Consider the following 16,231-nt stretch of genomic DNA (forward strand, 5'->3'; position numbering starts at 1 on the left):
TAGATCTTACATTTTAGATTTACACTGTGAACAGACTCTTCCTTTTGTGGTAGATATAAAAGCATGTTTTGCAGCTAAATTGCCGCACCTTGGACAAAGTTCTGCGGTTTTTAATATCTTTTCCACAGCCTGCAGATCAGCTTCATAGATATGAGTATCCCATCCCGTAGCCATCAATGACTCGATCCTATAAGGCAAGTTCTTTTCCCTGAAGACTTTTTTGATACCTTCTACGATAGCAGGCAGGTTTGCAGGGAATCCGCCAAAAGCATCCCATGAACGGTAGAGAATGTATAGGCGAACATCAGTTTCATTAAGTAATTCAAGCTTGTAAGCTATCCAGCATGGCTGATCCTCAAATTTTGGGATGTGAACTTCATTCTCCCATAGTACTCCAACATGCCTTCTTGAGCCAATCCGGAGATTATTGACATTCTCAGAAAGAGTATTATAAGCTTTTTTACCATAACGGAAAAGCTGCTTTGCATAGCAATAATCGAACTTCCTTCTATCTTCATCCGGAAGTGATACATACCAATCCGCATATTCTTCAGTAAGCTCTTCCTTATACTTTCTGATGAGATTTTCTCCAAATGGCACAAAAGAGTTTACCTGATCCACATCCACATTGTTTATGACAACAGTAGCATGTAATCTGCGGGTAAGCGTATTATAATCCGGTTTGTGATCTTCCCCATTCGTGTAAATTTCATATATCAGCCGTGACCAGGCCGAAGCTATAGTATCAGCTTCTATTAGCACTGCTTTCATCGTTTCACCCCTTGCTTTTGTTCATATTGGCGAGCGCACCGGCGACCATAATGGCCTTAGTGTAGTGCCCCCCTACCCTTGAAGTATCAACAAAAACATATTTGTCCATCAGAACAGGTGCTCCCATGCCATCACCACATCCCAAAAAGACAAGTGTACGGAAGATAAGGTTTCCCGAAATACCATCTGGAGCAATGATGAAATTTGCTTCTTTGATGGCATCTTCAATGAGTATGGTGTAATGTTTTGCTTTTATACCCATTTCATTCAGACGATTGGATAGGAACTCCCCATCTGCCAGCGTATGATCCACCCTGCTGTTACGCCCCACATCGCCCATTCTGCCCCCTGATAGAAAGCCAATTACAGGCTCAATCCCAAACCTGCGTATGTGCTCTGATCCTAGTATTGCAAATTCCATCTTATCAGCGAGGTCTTCACCCTCATCTATCCCCACTGGTGCAATGAAAAAAGGAGTACCATCAGCTGTGGTAAGCAAAGCCACACGATGCAATTTTTCCATTTTAAGAGTTTTTTTAAGATATGACAAAGTATTTGATGCCCGAGCTGTTCCCCTTACAGCAGCATCAACATAACCTGAAACCAAAAGATCCACCATTACTTTTTCGGGTTCAGAGGTTCCCACTATCTCAAGGTCAGTACCTAAAGAAGAAATCTCCTGCTCATCACCAACCAGCACAACTTCTGCAAAACCCTGATCGTTGGCTTCTTCTGCATTTGCAATGATCTTTTTAGTGGGATCTCTGATGCCAATAGCTACCCTAGCCCTGTTCTGAATAGCTTTTTTACGAATAACCTCCAAAAGGTCAGTATTGTTCAGAAGAGACATGAAAAGTACCTACAATTATTAATTCAAGCAAAACCAACAAAGGGATGAAAACATTAATTAGTTTCCCTTCATTGGATATGATGAAATGACCATAGCAAAAGAATGGGCTGAAAAGTACAGGCCGAAAAGCCTTACTGATGTAGTGGGAAATCCTGCAGCAACTGGGCAACTTAGATCATGGGCTCAGCAGTGGCTAGAGGGAACACCAGAACAAAAGGCAGTGCTCCTCCATGGTCCAGCTGGTGTTGGTAAGACATCAACAGCCTATGCATTGGCAATAGATATGCAATGGGAAGCTATAGAACTAAATGCTAGTGACCAACGCACAGCTGATGTGATAGAAAGAATTGCAGGTTCAGCTTCCAGAATGAGCACCTTAGATGGCATATCTTCAAAGAGGCTTATAGTGCTTGATGAAGCAGATAACATGCATGGAACAAGCGACCGTGGCGGTGCAAAGGCAATTGGAGATATAATAAAAACTACGGGCCAGCCTATAGTATTGATCGCTAATGACGCTTATGGAATTCCATCTTCTGTCAGATCGAATGTCCTGGAGATCAAATTCAATGCATTGCAGACACGTTCTATAATACCGGCTCTAAAACAGATAGCTTTCAAAGAAGGCTTGATGTGCGGTGTTGGAATCATTGAAAAGATAGCTGAAAATGCAGATGGAGATTTGCGCAGTGCCATCAATGATCTACAGGCAGTGGCAATGGGAAGAAGCGAGATCAACATTTCAGACATTGCAACTGCAGAGAGAGATAATAAAGAATCAGTCTTCAAGGTAATGGAAAGGATATTTAAGGGGACAGATGTGAAAGCTGCTATAGAAGCAACATACGGTCTTGATGAAAGCCCAGAGGATCTGGTCCACTGGATCGATGAAAATCTTCCGATCCAATATGCAGGCAAAGAAGAAGGAGTTATCACAGAGTCGATTAAAAACGGATATGAATATGTTTCACGGGCAGACCTGTTTCTTGGAAGAGTTCAAAAAAGACAGAATTACCTTATGTGGCGGTATGCAAGTGTACTCATGACAGGCGGGACAGTTGTTTCGAAGTCTCAATCTAAACGTGGTTTTGTGAAGTTCAGCCCACCTTCCCTGTGGCGCCGCATGGGACAATTAAAGGCTAAAAGAAATATGCGTAACAATATTGCAGCAAAGATTGCAGATCACTGTCATGAATCAATGCGTTATGCAGCAACAGACATAGCCTGTATATACAGCGTATTGCTTGAAGACCAGGAATACGCACCTTCAGTTGTAGCTGAGTTAGAACTTGATTTGGATGAACTTATATTCATGACTGGTGCATCGAAAATAACAAAGAAGATCCAAAAGGTTTATGACGATGCACAGAAACTCAGAAAAGATAAAGGAGAAACTGAGGTTACATTTTTCAGAGTTCCCGATAAACAAAGTCCTGCAGTAGATAAAAAGCAAACAAACCTTGCAGATATAATCACAGCTGAACAGAAAGGAACTGAAGAAAAGGAAAACAACATAGAGTTTAGTCAGAAGAACGAAACTAAAACTAGACCACAAGTGAAGCCACAAAAAACGTTATTTGATTTTTGACTATTTGGGTTTAGATTACAGCTTCAACTCTACTTTTTTTGATCAGAATAAAGCTTGAAACACGAAGAGTTCGATGCTATACTATTAGAAGTTTAGCTAGTGTATAAAGCAAGCCTAAAAATGAATAGTCTTTGAGTTCATCTCATGCATAAAATGGAATATTTTGGAATATGAAAGTGGAGTATGAGCGGGCTGGGGAGTGGGGTTATTGTCAGAAAGAGGAGAATCCCGCTCTGTAATCAAATAAGTACTAATCGTATATATACCTTATTATTATTGTCATCATAATGATGAGGTACTGTGGGGAAAAGAAACTATGAGAACGAGAACAAGGATAAAGGAAAAGGTAGGAGATTAAAAAATATTGAAAATTTTAGTGGAGAATGAGCGGGCTGGGGAGTGGGGGTTGTTATAAAAGAATAGGTACCCGCTCATTAAGATAATAATTATACTAATTATATATAAAATTAACTATAAACATTTAATAATAACAACTTAAGTATTTCTGCTCCACTTTTTACATCTCTATTTTGCAATTTCGAATAGCAAGTTGGAAGTTAAATCATTCTTTGCAGAGAAATACAGTTGCTAGAATGGAACTAAAATATTGAGCATACCCATGATTTGAAATACGCTACTCATGAAAAAAAAAACAGATAGATTCAACTTAAAGATGACACTGAAGTGAAAGAGTAATAATAAAAAGAAGTTGCTCAACCCACCATGATAACTACCGCATCTTAACCGAGTTATATTTATTCAGGTTCCCCTATTTCATAATAAATCATCTCATAACCATTTCAGATACTCGATTTTAGTATACATATTCGAGATATGAGAAAACGATATGAGATATAAAAGGAGGAATGTTGTATCACCGTAGTTGGAGTTACCATGGTAAATGTACTGCCTGGAAAGGAAAGGGCAGCTTACAATGAATTGCAACGTATTGAAGGTATCAAGGACATATATCACGTTTTTGGAGAATATGATTTTGTAGTGATCGTAGATGTTGGAGATCTCAGCACATTGAACAATATAGTTGATAATATTAGAGAAAACGAATTTGTAACAGCTACACAAACCATCGTTGGCGCAGAGCTCAAGTAAATATGGTGCAGAGCATATTTATATAATGTGCTTTTTATACTGATTATACCGTTAGCTGACTTGCTTTAATAAGGATGATAATAGATGGATATTCCAATTGCAGAAGAACTTGCAAAAAATCAAAAGTCAATTAGTGTAGCTGAATTTTTCGAAAAGAACAGGCAAATTCTCGGATTTGACTCAGCTCCCCGTAGCCTTATAACAACTATAAAGGAAGCTGTAGATAACTCACTTGATGCCTGTGAAGAAGCAGAGATCCTGCCTGATATCCTTGTGCAGGTCGAAAGATCTGACAAAGACAGCGTCGTGATCATTGTTGAAGACAATGGGCCCGGTATAGTCAAAGAACAGATACCGAAGGTATTTGCAAAGCTGCTTTACGGATCACGGTTCCATGCCCTAAAACAAAGCAGAGGACAACAGGGCATAGGCATATCTGCATCTGTGCTCTATGCACAACTGACTTCGGGACATCCCACTAAGATCATCTCGAAAATAGGACAAGGGAAGCCTGCACATTACTACGAACTGATGATCAACACCAGTACCAACGAGCCCGAGATACTAAAAGAAGAAATAATTGATTGGGATCGGCATCATGGAACTCGTATTGAACTGGAAATGGAAGCTTCTTATGTAAAAGGTAGAAGACAATCAGTAAACGAGTATCTCAAAGCAACGGCCATAGTAAACCCTCATGCACGTATTAAGCTCATAGAACCGGATAAAAATGAGATCGTGTTTGAAAGGGCAACAGATAAGATACCGGTAGCTGCAAAGGAAATACTTCCACACCCTCATGGGATAGAACTGGGAACACTCATGAAGATGCTCCGGTATACTGAAAGGCAAAAACTGACACCTTTTCTGCGATATTCTTTCTCAAAGATAGGCCATCTTACAGCAGAAGAAATCTGTAAGGCTTCGGGCCTTGATGGGGAGATGGACCCACACGAGATAAACAGAGATCAAGCAAGAAAACTTCTGGATGCCTTCGGCAAAGTGAAGATAATGGCTCCACCTACAGATTGTCTTTCTCCCATAGGAGAGAACCTTATCTACAAAGGCCTTGAAAAAGAGTTTAACGTAGACTTTATCGCAACTACCAGCAGGACACCATCAGTATACTCCGGAAATCCTTTTTTGGTAGAAGTGGGGCTTGCATACGGTGGAGACCTGCAAAAAGAAGATCGCGTAGATATTATGCGCTTTGCCAACAGAGTACCCCTATTGTATCAGCAAGGCGGATGTGTCACTACACATGCCATAGAATCCATAAAATGGAAACAGTATGGACTCAACCAGCCTGGTGGAGGACTGCCAACGGGACCTGTTGCTATACTAATCCATGTTGCATCAACGAATGTACCTTTCACCTCCGAATCAAAAGACGCTATAGCCGAAATTCCTGAAATAAAGGCAGAGATAGAACTGGCAGTAAAGGAAGTCGGCCGTAAGCTGAATATGTATATGAACAGGCAGGAAAACTTGAAAAAACGCAGAGAGAAAGAAATAATTATAACCAAGGTGCTGCCTAAAATGGCAAAGAAACTTGCTGAAACACTGGATAAAGATGTACCTGATATAAATCCTGTTGTTGCAAAAATAATGGGTAACTTGCTTGTGAGCAGGAAGGTAAGCCTCAATGGAGATGGAAGTGCAAGGGTTTCTATTATGCTCAAAAACTTTTCAGGCAAAACTGTAGAGTGTACTGTTCACGATATGGTCCCTTTCAAGATAAGGGAAACTATACCGGAACCTAAGACCATATCCATGGGCAATGATTTTGATTACGTATGGAAGATGTCACTTCCAACCGGTTCTTCAAAGGCTGTAAGTTATGTTGTGGACACACTATCGGATGTGGAAGCGGAGAAGTACCCCCAAGTGATCGTAGAAGGACTTGATGAAGAGCTTGTAACCGGGGCAAAGGCCATAAAGGGGTTGGTTTGAATGGCAAAGGAAATATCACAGCAGAAAAAAGAGCATGATGAGCTTGCAAGTAACCGTCTTTACGGCCTGACAGATACAATATATAAGCAGTTTATGGATGGAGAAGTACCATCTGTAAACCTGCCTACCAGGACAAAGAATAATATAGAATATAATGACGATTCCGAGGTCTGGGTGTATGGCGACAGGGAAAGTGAACGTAGTGCAAAAACCGTAAAGGGAGCTTTTCAATTACTCAAAGCAGTACATACAGTTGACTTCTTGGTCAAGAACCATCTTTCTCAGAACCGTGGGTCCACATTAAGAGAATTATATTACATTTCCGAAAATTGGGATATCGCCAAGTTCAGGGAGCAGCCTGAAAGTGACAGGCTCATAGAAGATCTGGAAATAATTACCGGATTGCAGAGAGAATATTTCCACATGCGTCCTGAAGAAGATGGCGCTACTATGTTCGGACCCATCCGAATTCGAGAGGAAACAAAAAGGGGAGACCGAACGATACATTGCCAGGAAGATATTGGAGAAAGCGGGTACCAGATACCGTTCAATGTAGAAAACATAGAGTTCCTTGACCATGATGCTGATTTCATTATAGCTGTTGAGACTGGTGGTATGTATGCCCGGCTTATTGAAAATGGCTTTGATGAGAAGTACAATGCAGTACTTGTACACCTCAAAGGCCAGCCTGCAAGATCCACTCGCCGCATCATTAAACGCATGAGTGAGGAGCTATCCTTACCTGTGGTGGTGTTTACTGATGGTGACCCGTGGTCATACCGAATTTTTGCTTCTGTAGCTTATGGAGCTATCAAAAGTGCACACCTTTCCGAACATATGGCAACGCCTGGAGCAATGTTTGTGGGAGTTCAGCCCTCAGATATTGTGGAATACGAATTATCTACGGATAAATTGACTGACAAAGATGTCAGTGCACTGAGAAGCGAACTCAGTGATCCGCGTTTTGCTACAGATTACTGGAAAGAGCAAATAAATCTGCAGCTTGAGATCAATAAAAAGGCCGAACAGCAGGCTTTTGCAGGGAAAGGTCTTGATTTCGTGACTGACAGATATCTGCCAGAGAGACTGACGGAACTTAAAGTCATTTGAGAGCCCTGGAGAAAACTTGGTACCCAAATATACAAGTATTTGAATAATAAAATCCCCTTATGTCCTAATATTAAGGATTGAATAGAATGAATGATACGGTTTCCCTTTATCTAAACAATATGTTAGGTACGCCAGCAGGTTCACTTGAGTCGCGCCTTGCTATGGCCGTCTTCATATTTCTCTCATCAATAATTATTGCTGCAATAATAGATTTCCTTTTTAAGAACGTTTTCATGTACTATGCCTCAAAAACAAAATTTGAATTTGATGATCTAATTATTGCCGCACTAAGAAAACCATTGTATTTGACAGTAATTATTACCGGAACTGCCTTTTCTCTGCACTACACTAATTTCTCAAACAATTATGAGTACATAATCGATAGCTTAGGTCTCACTGCACTCTTTGTAATCTGGATTGTTGCTTTAATTCGAATAAATAAAATACTGTTTGAGAAAGTATTCCCACATATAACGAGTAAAACAGAAACACAATTAGATGACGAGTTATTGCCCTTATTTAAGGGAATAATGAATATAGTTATAGTTTTTGTAGGAATCCTAGCGATACTAAACCTAATTTGGGGCATCAATGTCACACCACTGTTCGCATCTGCAGGAATAGCAGGTATTGCTGTGGCATTTGCAGCTCAAGACTCCATTGCACAGCTTTTTGGAGGGATATCCATATACTTTGATCAACCTTTCAAAAGAGGAGATAGGATAGAACTAGAGAGTGGTGAGATTGGAATCGTACACGAAGTGGGTATAAGAACTACAAGGATAATGAACCTGTACAACAACATGATAATCATACCAAATAGTGTAATTGCAAATAGTAAGATAATTAACTATACTTCTCCACAGTCCATCATGGTAGTAAAAATGACTATGGGTGTTGCTTATGGATCTGATGTAGAGAAAGTAAGAGAAGTATTATACTCAATAATGCAGGATATAGACTTGGTCCTTGACGATCCTACTGCCACAGTTCGATTAGAGAATTATGGAGACTCAAGCCTTGACTTTGCACTTTATATGTGGATAAGAAACCCTGCTGACAAGATTAAACTGATAGATATGGTCAATAGCAGCATTAATGAAGAGTTTGCGAAGGAAGGTATTGAAATACCATTCCCAACGCGTACTCTATTTATAAAAAATGAAGCTCAGAGTGCTCCCAACTAAGTTGGGAGTATTTTTAGCATTTACAAGAATCGGATATCGAGTTTACGATCCACTGAGCATATTTCTCTTCTGCATCTGCCGGCCACCATAATAGAGCAGGAAGTTCGTAACTATGCATCGAGAGTATAGTTTTCTTAACATCTTCCAGCATCTGAGAAGTCGTCTTTATAGAGAGTTCTACCTCTCCTTCTTCTTCTAAATTTCCATTCCATTCATAGATAGAAGTGATAGGGTGCATATTAACACATGCAGCAAGCCCTTTGCCTACAAGTGCATGAGCAATGATCTTAGCTTCATCTATGTTCGCTGTTGTGGTATGTACAACAATTATCATTCTATCACATCTTTAATAAATATTTATCAGTGCCAGTCACGCCAATGCAAAAATCCTGTCCCCTCTTTGAATAGAATTTCTATGTATGAGCACTATATTAAGGTCTTGCGGCGAGGGAGCAATTGATAGAAAGATACTTTCCCCATAATTGCACCTAATAACTTTTTACTTGGACTATTTTCTAGAAAGGTTTTGAGAAAAGTTGCAAAGATATATATACAAATATAGTAAATAAAAACCCATGGAAGATCCAACTCTCGATAGAGAGACAGATACTATAGACCCCATCCACTTTCAGTATGATGTGACAGTTGCTTTAAGCAACTTGACCAATATACAGGAAAGCTTAGATCTTCTTTTAGATTATGCTTTCAAACTTGATATTGTTGACTCCGTAGGACTATTCATAGTGAATGAGACAACAGAGGATCTTGATCTTATTGCACATAAAGGTGTACCTCCCGGGTTAATAGAAAGAGGTAAACATATTCCTAAAAAGTCCTCTTTCGCTGAATTTGCTCTTAAGGGAAAGCCCATATACAGAGCATACTCTGATCTTACTCAAAATGAAAGAGGAAATAACGCTGACTTATGAAGGCATCCAAGCTATTGCAATTATACCTATAAAGTGTAAAGATGAAGTAGGAGCAGTAATCATTTTAGGTTCACATAAACACAAAGAATTAAAAAATAATTCCAAAATTATACTTGAGACGATAGCTGCACAAATCGGTATTTTGATAGCCCGCCTGAAGGTTGAAAGACGATTGGAGTATGAGATTAAAGTTCAGAAAATGCTTGGAATGATCTCAAAACGATTTATTGATCTTGAACCTGAAAAGGCAGATCAGGGGATAGAATTATCCTTTCAGGAAATTGGAAATCTAATCAATGCTTCAAGATTAGTCCTTTACAAGAAATCGAAAGCAAGTGGACACTTCAGAAAGACACATGAATGGTGTGCAGAAGGTATAGAAACTAGCCTTGATCAGCAACCGATAGATGCAGAAAAACTATCCTTCTGGTGGAAAGAGAAAATCAATAAACAGGATACCATTGTAATTCATGATGTTCAAACCTTAGATGGTCCTGAAAAGGATACTTTTCTAAAATCCGGAACAAAGTCTGCGGTAATTTTGCCATTGAAGTACCAAGGAGATCTAAAAGGATACCTTGTTGTTGATTTCAAGAGTTATGGTAAAATTTTGTCGGATAACACTATTAACATGCTAGAATTTGTGACTGAGATCTTTGTTAATGCGTTAGAGCATAAAACAAAAGAAGAAAAACTGAAGGGAAGTGAACGAAAGTATCGCCGAATCTTTGAAGAGATCCATGATGTTTATTTTGAACTTGATATGGATGGAACGGTCATCAATATAAGCCCATCCGTGAAAAAAATCGGCATGTACAGCGAAGATGAAGTTATAGGTCATAATTCAAGAGAATTTCACAAAAATCCAGTAGAATCCAATAATATTTTTGATGAATTAAAGCATTTAGGGCAGATCAATGATTTTGAATATGAATTTGTGACACGCACGGGAGATACACGTGTAATGTCATTGAATGCCCACATATTTCACGATGATGAAACGAATTCTCCTAAAGTCGCTGGTACTTTACGTGATGTTACAGAGAAAAGAAATAATGAAAAACTTCTGGTCGAAGCAAAGTTACTTGCTGAGAACGCTTCACGTACAAAAAGCGAGTTCTTATCTAATGTGAGCCACGAATTACGCACTCCATTAAATCTTGTACTGGGTTACTCTGACATTCTTCTGGAAGGTGATGCGAACTCGCTCACTGAAAAGCAAAGAAAATATGTGGAGGCTATAAAAACTGGTGGAACACGTCTTCTGGATCAGGTAAACTCCCTGATATACATCTCTGAAATTGAAACCGGATCTGCAAAATTCGAACCAACTGTTTTTTTCGTTCCGGAACTGATCTCCGATATAAAACGAATTACAGGTTCAATTGCCTTTAAGAAGAGGATAGCAATAGAATTCAATATCGAATCGAATATAAGAGAGATATATGCAGATATATCCAAATTTAAAACCATACTTCATCATTTGATAACTAATGCGATCAAGTTTACTCCCGATGACGGAAGAGTTTCAGTAAATATGTGTTTAGATAATGAGCACAACCTTCAGGTAACGGTTAAAGATACAGGCATAGGAATAGCTGAAGAAGATATGAACAAATTGTTCAAGCCTTTTGTACAGCTAGACGGTTCCATAAACAGAAAATATGGAGGCACTGGCCTGGGACTATCTCTAGTAAAAGAACTTGTCGAGATGCATGGCGGAACAATAGCCGTAAAAAGCAAAGTAGGAGAGGGAAGTGATTTCACTTTTGTTATCCCCTTCAGAAATCCTGTAAGTCATAGTTGAATCCTTGTCTCCATGAAAAGGGTTTGCACTTTATTTCATCGTATCTCTTTCTGCATCCAGACAATGTCGAAGAATACACCTTTTTTCTTAGCAATTCCCTGAAATCTTCCACATTCTGTGAAACCATGGTTTTTATGAAACCGTATACTGCCCTCGTTTAGTGAGGAAATGCTTGCAAGAACAATGGAGACACCATGTCTTTTTCCTTCGGCAGTAAGATATTCCAGCATCTGTGCACCAAGACCTCTGCCAGTAAATTCTGGTTTTATAAAATATGTGATCTCGACAGTGTGAGAAAAGGCTGGCATCGGGTTATGAGGACGAAGCATGCCAAAGCCTAGAAGCGTGCCATAACTATCTTTCACCGTAACTGAAGAGTGGTTTTTACACATCTCGAGGAACATGCCAAAGAACTCATATGGCACCTTCTGTTCCGGATACGCTGCAAAACTGTTCTCTATATAATGATTAAAAATATCTATAACAGCTTTCTGGTCAGATGGACCCATTGGCTCAAGCAAGTATTGTGACATTTATCCTCCATTATCAGTAAGTATACATTGTATAGATACTGAACTATTTAAGTTTAGCTACTATACTATTTCCCTCTGAAAATTATGAGAGGATCAAGGATGAAGATTCATAGTTTGGGAAGAAAACAAAGGAACAAGGAAAATAGAAAGTATCTGATCGGTGTTCAATTAATTAGGTTTAAATCATAACCCGATTATATACATGTGAAATGTCTTATACATTTGAGATAGTTACCATCATTGTTTTGATCATACTCAATGGCATCTTTGCTATGTCAGAATTTGCCCTTGTTTCATCTAAAAGACCACGCCTCAAACAATTAGCAGAGGAAGGAAACACAGGGGCAGCAGCTGCACTTGAACTCTCCACTAAGATAACCCCATTCCTCTCAACTATACAGATAGGGATCACACTTGTAGGCATCCTTGCCGGTGCATTTGGTGGAGCCACAGTAGCAGAAGGTCTCGCAGTCTACCTTAAAAATTATCCACTTATTGCTCCTTACAGTAATGCACTTAGTATCACTTTTGTAGTACTTATTATCACTTATCTTACTCTCATTCTGGGAGAACTTGTCCCAAAACAGGTCGCGCTTAATAAAGCAGAAGCAATTGCCTCCAAGGTTGCAAAACCTATGCTTTTTCTTTCTACATTAGCAAGGCCTTTAGTTATTATTCTTAGTGTGTCGACTGAAGCGGTTCTTCGAATAATGAGAGTTCAGAAGCTCAAAGGGCCACCGGTAACAGAGGAAGAGATCAAAATCATGCTTGAAGAAGGAACAGAAGCCGGAGTATTTGAAGAGGCAGAGCTGAGCATGATAGAAGGTGTGCTTGAAATTGGAGATCTGAGAGTTGAATCACTGATGACATATCGTACCGATATTATCGCTCTCGACTTGGATGACACCGTCAAAGAAAACCTGCAGAAGATGATAATAAGCGGCAGATCTTATTTCCCTGCATACGAAAAGAATCTGGATAACATCGTAGGCATGGTATCCGTAAAAGATATCCTGGCAAAAATAGTGGAATCGGGTACTGTTGATATAAAAGAAAATGTAACAAACCCACTATTTGTACCTGAAGCAATCTCAGTTCTAAAACTTCTTGAATTGTTCAAGGAGCTGGGAGTGCATATTGCCCTGATAACTGATGAGTATGGAGGTATCCAAGGAATCATTACACTACATGATATCCTTGAAGCCATTGTTGGAGATGTCCGGTCTCTTGGAGAACCGGTGGAAACACCCGTAGTTGTAAGAGAAGATGGTTCCTGGCTTATAGACGGAGATATGTCTATTGATAAATTGAAAGAGATCTTGTCTGTAGATTCATTCCCGGAAGAAGAGGACGGATATTATCGAACCATTGCCGGATTGATAATGTACGTATTACAAAGAATACCAAAGACAGGAGACCACATAGAACTCAAAAGACTACGATATGAAGTTGTGGACATGGACGGCAATAGAATTGATAAGGTACTGGTTGAGAAAATCACTAAAGAGTGATATTGATACTGAAATATATCATATCACATCAAATTATAATTCATCAGACTTTTTGTTAATGAATTGGGCACTAATTTGTTTTCTGACCAGAGGACAATTATCAAGCATAATTTCCATTTGGGTCAGAATTGAAAGCAGGTTTTCAATATCCTTATAGGAAAACTTTGATACTTGCTCAACCATATCCTGATTAACAACTTCGTGATAAGCAGTATGCCAAAGGAAAGCATCCGTTCCTTTTTCTGTCAGTCTGAGAAATACTGTTTTTTTATCCCCTTCAGGATTAACACGCTCAATGTAACCTTTTTCTTCCAGCTTTTTTGCGGTTTGGGAAACTGCACCTTTAGTGACACCAAGCCTTGAAGCTATTTGTGAGATACTTTCTTCCGGATAACGCCATGCCATATCTATCATATGTACTTCTGAGGAAAATAGAAGAGTACCATGGCCAACATCAACTGGTTGTTTTTCAACGCTAGCGGCTTTATTTAGAACCCTTGAGATTGCATCCAGGATATCAGAAGCGGCCTTTGAAGAGTTTATTTTAGCTGAATTGTTTACCATATATACAAAAGAGGTATTGTAGATATCTAAAAGTTATCAATATCAATTAAATCGCGAAGAGGATAACATATTAATATCATAGCATGATTAGTTAAATTCCGTATTCATGAGAAGTTGTTTTTAATCTAATTCTTATATCACATTATCAAGCTGTTATAAAATAAATGGAGAGGATTTGAGTTTTTATTATTTTTTAGTGTTGAAAGAGTATTTTGAATATGATTTTATATCAAGTTATTAGATTTGCTTATTTCTTATGATTATTATAAATCAATATGGGTGGAATAAGAATGGAAAATAGCGAAGAACAAATCAGTAGATTAAAGTCTTTAAAGACTTTAATTATCGGAAAACCGCGCAATCCTTTTGATTCTGATATCTTTCATAAAGTTTCACTGATAGCTCTTTTTGCATGGGTTGGTTTAGGTTCTGATGCAATGTCATCGGCCTCATATGGTCCAGAAGAAGCATATTTGGCATTGGGAAATCATTTTTATCTTGCTATATTTGTAGCACTAAGCATCATATTGACTATCTTTGTAATAAGCACAAGCTACTCCCAGATTATTGAACTATTCCCCACTGGAGGTGGTGGATATTTAGTTGCAAGTAAGCTGTTATCACCGTCTCTCGGCATGATATCCGGCTGTGCACTCCTTATAGATTATGTGCTCACAATTGCCATTTCAATAGCAAGCGGAGTAGATGCGATGTTGAGCTTCCTGCCAACCAGTTTCCATATATTCAAATTAGAATTCGCATTTTTTGTTATTTTGGTAATCATCCTATTGAATTTGAGAGGAGTAAAAGAATCAGTTATATTCCTATTACCTATATTCGCACTGTTTATAATTGCTCATGTTATACTGATATTATATGGTCTTGCTACCCATATTACAACGGTACCAACAGTAATAGATGCTACAAGTACTGATATCAAAAGTGTACTATCAGGAGCAGGCCTATCAGGACTACTTTTTATCATCCTGCATTCTTACAGCATGGGTGCAGGTACATACACTGGAATTGAAGCTGTAAGTAATGCGGTACCAGTGATGAGAGACCCTAAAGTAAAAACCGCAAAAAGAACCATGCGCCTTATGGCAATTTCACTTGCATTCATGGCAGCAGGACTGATGATTACATATATATTATATAGTGTATCCCCAGTACCGGGAAAAACTCTTAACGCTGTTCTATTTCAAAATATTACCAGTTCCTGGGGACCTATAGGTCACTATTTTGTCGTAGCTACACTTATATCGGAAGCTGGGTTGTTGTTTGTGGCAGCACAGACCGGATTTTTAGACGGGCCAAGAGTACTTGCAAACATGGCATTGGATAGATGGGTACCTACCAGATTTGCAACTCTGAGTGACAGGCTTGTGACACAAAATGGTGTTTTAATAATGGGAATTTCAGCTTTGGTCATGATTGCTCTTACAATGGGTTCAGTCAAACTTCTTATCGTGCTTTATAGTATAGCGGTTTTCATAACGTTCATTCTGTCTCAGGCAGGAATGGTACGCCATTGGTGGAAAGTGAAAAAGGAAATAAAAGAATGGAAAAGAAAGTTTATCATTAATGGCATAGGTTTGATCCTAACAGTTTTGATATTGTTGTCAGTAATCATCGTAAAATTCCATGAAGGTGGCTGGATTACCCTCTTTATAATTGCAGCTTTTGTAGGAGTGGTAGTCTTTATTAGAAGTCATTATGACTCTGCATCAGTGCTTATTAAGGAATTGAATGCCAAGTTCATCATGTCTCCGCATTGTATGGATATCATCAAAAATGATACACCCACTAGAGTAGATATGCAGGAGAAAACTGCGGTACTGCTTGTAAACGGTTATAATGGCTTGGGAGTTCAGGCTTTATCCAGCATATTCAAACTGTTTGACCGCACCTACAAAAACTATGTGTTCATACAAATTGGTGTAATAGATGCTGGCGTGTTCAAAGGAGTAGAAGAGATCCAAAAACTCCAAGCTGAAGTTAGTGAGGGTGTAGATAAATATGTGAAGTTGATCACATCCTATGGATATCATGCCGAAAGTTTTACGGCAGTTGGAACTGATGTTGTTGAAGAAATCACAAAAATGGCTCCAACCATTTTGGAAAAGTATCCCAATGCTGTATTCTTTGGCGGACAGATAGTCTTCCCAGATGATTCAGTGATGACTAGATGGCTTCACAACTATACAGTATTCGCGTCACAGAGAAGACTGTACAAGGATGGTATTCCGTTTGTAGTTTTGCCAATAAAAGTGTGAAATGAGTTTTGAAAAAAATACAATTTGAAGAATAGGGGATGC

14 protein-coding genes are annotated in these 16,231 nt (G+C 38.9%); 9 read left to right on the plus strand and 5 right to left on the minus strand.

Going from position 1 to position 16,231, the window contains the following annotated elements; all coding sequences use genetic code 11:
* Positions 1-6: 6 nt before the first annotated feature.
* Both ACC612_RS06510 and mtxX read right to left on the minus strand, forming a co-directional pair.
* On the minus strand, positions 7-771 hold the full coding sequence (locus ACC612_RS06510; RefSeq protein ID WP_371853683.1) for a thymidylate synthase: 765 nt from the start codon (positions 769-771) through the stop codon (positions 7-9).
* Positions 772-775: 4 nt separating this feature from the next.
* Positions 776-1,621 (minus strand): methanogenesis marker protein Mmp4/MtxX, encoded by an 846-nt coding sequence (gene mtxX / locus ACC612_RS06515; protein WP_371853684.1) that lies wholly within the window; start codon positions 1,619-1,621, stop codon positions 776-778.
* Between the two features lie 85 nt (positions 1,622-1,706).
* Between mtxX and ACC612_RS06520 the strand changes: the two genes are divergently transcribed.
* The 5 genes from ACC612_RS06520 to ACC612_RS06540 all read left to right on the plus strand — a co-directional run bounded on the left by ACC612_RS06520 (position 1,707) and on the right by ACC612_RS06540 (position 8,569).
* Complete coding sequence (locus ACC612_RS06520) at positions 1,707-3,209, plus strand: replication factor C large subunit (RefSeq protein WP_371853685.1); 1,503 nt, start codon at positions 1,707-1,709, stop codon at positions 3,207-3,209.
* 894 nt (positions 3,210-4,103) lie between these two features.
* Positions 4,104-4,319, plus strand: a complete 216-nt coding sequence (locus tag ACC612_RS06525) for an Lrp/AsnC ligand binding domain-containing protein (RefSeq protein ID WP_371853686.1) — start codon at positions 4,104-4,106, stop codon at positions 4,317-4,319.
* An 84-nt stretch (positions 4,320-4,403) separates the two neighbouring features.
* Positions 4,404-6,272 (plus strand): DNA topoisomerase VI subunit B, encoded by a 1,869-nt coding sequence (locus ACC612_RS06530; RefSeq protein WP_371853687.1) that lies wholly within the window; start codon positions 4,404-4,406, stop codon positions 6,270-6,272.
* Positions 6,273-7,382 carry a DNA topoisomerase IV subunit A gene (locus ACC612_RS06535; protein WP_371853688.1) on the plus strand — a complete coding sequence of 370 codons (1,110 nt, stop codon included), beginning with the start codon at positions 6,273-6,275 and terminating at the stop codon, positions 7,380-7,382.
* A gap of 86 nt (positions 7,383-7,468) precedes the next feature.
* Positions 7,469-8,569 carry a mechanosensitive ion channel family protein gene (locus ACC612_RS06540; protein WP_371853689.1) on the plus strand — a complete coding sequence of 367 codons (1,101 nt, stop codon included), beginning with the start codon at positions 7,469-7,471 and terminating at the stop codon, positions 8,567-8,569.
* A gap of 13 nt (positions 8,570-8,582) precedes the next feature.
* Here ACC612_RS06540 and cutA read toward each other — a convergent pair whose 3' ends face one another.
* Positions 8,583-8,903 carry a divalent-cation tolerance protein CutA gene (cutA, locus tag ACC612_RS06545; RefSeq protein WP_371853690.1) on the minus strand — a complete coding sequence of 107 codons (321 nt, stop codon included), beginning with the start codon at positions 8,901-8,903 and terminating at the stop codon, positions 8,583-8,585.
* 241 nt (positions 8,904-9,144) lie between these two features.
* On the opposite strand from cutA, the gene ACC612_RS06550 reads away from it, so the two are divergent.
* Both ACC612_RS06550 and ACC612_RS06555 read left to right on the plus strand, forming a co-directional pair.
* The gene (locus ACC612_RS06550; protein ID WP_371853691.1) at positions 9,145-9,498 is read left to right on the plus strand and encodes a hypothetical protein; all 354 of its coding nucleotides are present in this window, start codon (positions 9,145-9,147) and stop codon (positions 9,496-9,498) included.
* Positions 9,470-11,305, plus strand: a complete 1,836-nt coding sequence (locus ACC612_RS06555; RefSeq protein ID WP_371853692.1) for an ATP-binding protein — start codon at positions 9,470-9,472, stop codon at positions 11,303-11,305. Before ACC612_RS06550 ends, ACC612_RS06555 begins: the two co-directional genes overlap by 29 nt.
* A gap of 35 nt (positions 11,306-11,340) precedes the next feature.
* Here the strand turns inward: ACC612_RS06555 and ACC612_RS06560 are convergent, their stop codons facing one another.
* Positions 11,341-11,838, minus strand: coding sequence for an N-acetyltransferase family protein (locus ACC612_RS06560; protein ID WP_371853693.1), 498 nt, complete (start codon positions 11,836-11,838; stop codon positions 11,341-11,343).
* Positions 11,839-12,047: 209 nt separating this feature from the next.
* Between ACC612_RS06560 and ACC612_RS06565 the strand changes: the two genes are divergently transcribed.
* Entirely contained in the window at positions 12,048-13,349 is a 1,302-nt protein-coding gene (locus ACC612_RS06565) for a hemolysin family protein (RefSeq protein ID WP_371853694.1), read from the plus strand.
* A 33-nt stretch (positions 13,350-13,382) separates the two neighbouring features.
* Here the strand turns inward: ACC612_RS06565 and ACC612_RS06570 are convergent, their stop codons facing one another.
* Positions 13,383-13,913, minus strand: coding sequence for a MarR family winged helix-turn-helix transcriptional regulator (locus ACC612_RS06570; protein WP_371853695.1), 531 nt, complete (start codon positions 13,911-13,913; stop codon positions 13,383-13,385).
* Positions 13,914-14,203: 290 nt separating this feature from the next.
* On the opposite strand from ACC612_RS06570, the gene ACC612_RS06575 reads away from it, so the two are divergent.
* Positions 14,204-16,189: an APC family permease gene (locus ACC612_RS06575; protein ID WP_371853696.1), complete on the plus strand. Its 1,986-nt coding sequence runs from the start codon at positions 14,204-14,206 to the stop codon at positions 16,187-16,189.
* The last annotated feature ends 42 nt before the right edge of the window (positions 16,190-16,231 follow it).

Source organism: Methanomethylovorans sp., assembly GCF_041447285.1.
GTDB lineage: Archaea > Halobacteriota > Methanosarcinia > Methanosarcinales > Methanosarcinaceae > Methanomethylovorans.

Coding starts and splice junctions, on each gene's coding strand:
- ACC612_RS06510 (WP_371853683.1), bottom strand. CDS start 771: ATGAAAGCAGTGCTAATAGAAGCTGATACTATAGCTTCGGCCTGGTCA.
- mtxX (WP_371853684.1), bottom strand. CDS start 1,621: ATGTCTCTTCTGAACAATACTGACCTTTTGGAGGTTATTCGTAAAAAA.
- ACC612_RS06520 (WP_371853685.1), top strand. CDS start 1,707: ATGACCATAGCAAAAGAATGGGCTGAAAAGTACAGGCCGAAAAGCCTT.
- ACC612_RS06525 (WP_371853686.1), top strand. CDS start 4,104: ATGGTAAATGTACTGCCTGGAAAGGAAAGGGCAGCTTACAATGAATTG.
- ACC612_RS06530 (WP_371853687.1), top strand. CDS start 4,404: ATGGATATTCCAATTGCAGAAGAACTTGCAAAAAATCAAAAGTCAATT.
- ACC612_RS06535 (WP_371853688.1), top strand. CDS start 6,273: ATGGCAAAGGAAATATCACAGCAGAAAAAAGAGCATGATGAGCTTGCA.
- ACC612_RS06540 (WP_371853689.1), top strand. CDS start 7,469: ATGAATGATACGGTTTCCCTTTATCTAAACAATATGTTAGGTACGCCA.
- cutA (WP_371853690.1), bottom strand. CDS start 8,903: ATGATAATTGTTGTACATACCACAACAGCGAACATAGATGAAGCTAAG.
- ACC612_RS06550 (WP_371853691.1), top strand. CDS start 9,145: ATGGAAGATCCAACTCTCGATAGAGAGACAGATACTATAGACCCCATC.
- ACC612_RS06555 (WP_371853692.1), top strand. CDS start 9,470: ATGAAAGAGGAAATAACGCTGACTTATGAAGGCATCCAAGCTATTGCA.
- ACC612_RS06560 (WP_371853693.1), bottom strand. CDS start 11,838: ATGTCACAATACTTGCTTGAGCCAATGGGTCCATCTGACCAGAAAGCT.
- ACC612_RS06565 (WP_371853694.1), top strand. CDS start 12,048: ATGTCTTATACATTTGAGATAGTTACCATCATTGTTTTGATCATACTC.
- ACC612_RS06570 (WP_371853695.1), bottom strand. CDS start 13,913: ATGGTAAACAATTCAGCTAAAATAAACTCTTCAAAGGCCGCTTCTGAT.
- ACC612_RS06575 (WP_371853696.1), top strand. CDS start 14,204: ATGGAAAATAGCGAAGAACAAATCAGTAGATTAAAGTCTTTAAAGACT.